Here is an 873-nt window from a genome sequence, read left to right on the forward strand (position 1 = left end):
TGGGTAACAGAACGAACCAAAACGCTTAGGAAAGTGAGCTAAATTTGGTACAACGAACTGAACACCCTATTAACTAAACCATATTGTGCTGCGATAGTTAGCACTAATGAACACTTGGAATCCTTGTTTTTTGTAGCTATGCGAGAACTAAAGTCACTCATCTTGTAAGTAGACAGTGCTTGCTCAAATCCCTCAATACGACACATTGGATATTCTTGGTTTGGAGAACAAAAGACCTTTTCAACAATCGCAGACTTTAGTTTCTTCAAGTCCTCAATGATTTTGCTTTGGGTCGCTATGCGCTCGTCAATAAGATTGAGCAACTTTGCTATTTTCTTTTGTTCTTCTATTTTTGGAATAGACATTCTAATCCTTGCGAAATTAGGATAGAATAAATACACTCTTACACCACCTTCACCATTAACATTATAATAGTAATTCATTTTGGGTGTTTTAAGAAGTTGCATAAGCCATTCGTTGTTCACCTCTTTGGTCGTCTTAAAACAAACATACAAAGAACTTATCATGCAAGGCTTTTCACCTGTATACATGGCTATTGAGCCAACATTTATTCTTGCTGGATTATAGGCAAACCTAAAATCCGCAACTATCATCCAATACACGATTAAGGGTAGATTTATGAGTCGTTAGTAGTAGCTTTCAGTAAAAAGCAACAGCACAACATCAATATGTAGCCAACATCCCCTTACCCCACGATGCGACTTGAGGTAATACGCAGATTCTAACCGGAAAGAAAGGATTCTTATCCGAATTCTGTTTTGAAGGGTTTTGCATAAGCGCGGTTCTCTGTGTAGATATTCAGCACGTATTGCCTTGCAGTCATGATCCACTTGGCAGGTACGGAGATGAATC

At 38.4% G+C, this 873-nt stretch carries 1 protein-coding gene; it reads right to left on the reverse strand.

Annotated elements, in window-relative coordinates:
• Positions 1-38: 38 nt before the first annotated feature.
• The gene (locus tag I6E38_RS14950) at positions 39-614 is read right to left on the reverse strand and encodes a restriction endonuclease subunit S (RefSeq protein ID WP_235394724.1); all 576 of its coding nucleotides are present in this window, start codon (positions 612-614) and stop codon (positions 39-41) included.
• Between the last annotated feature and the right edge of the window lie 259 nt (positions 615-873).

It is taken from the genome of Leyella stercorea (assembly GCF_021531355.1).
Taxonomy (GTDB): domain Bacteria; phylum Bacteroidota; class Bacteroidia; order Bacteroidales; family Bacteroidaceae; genus Prevotella.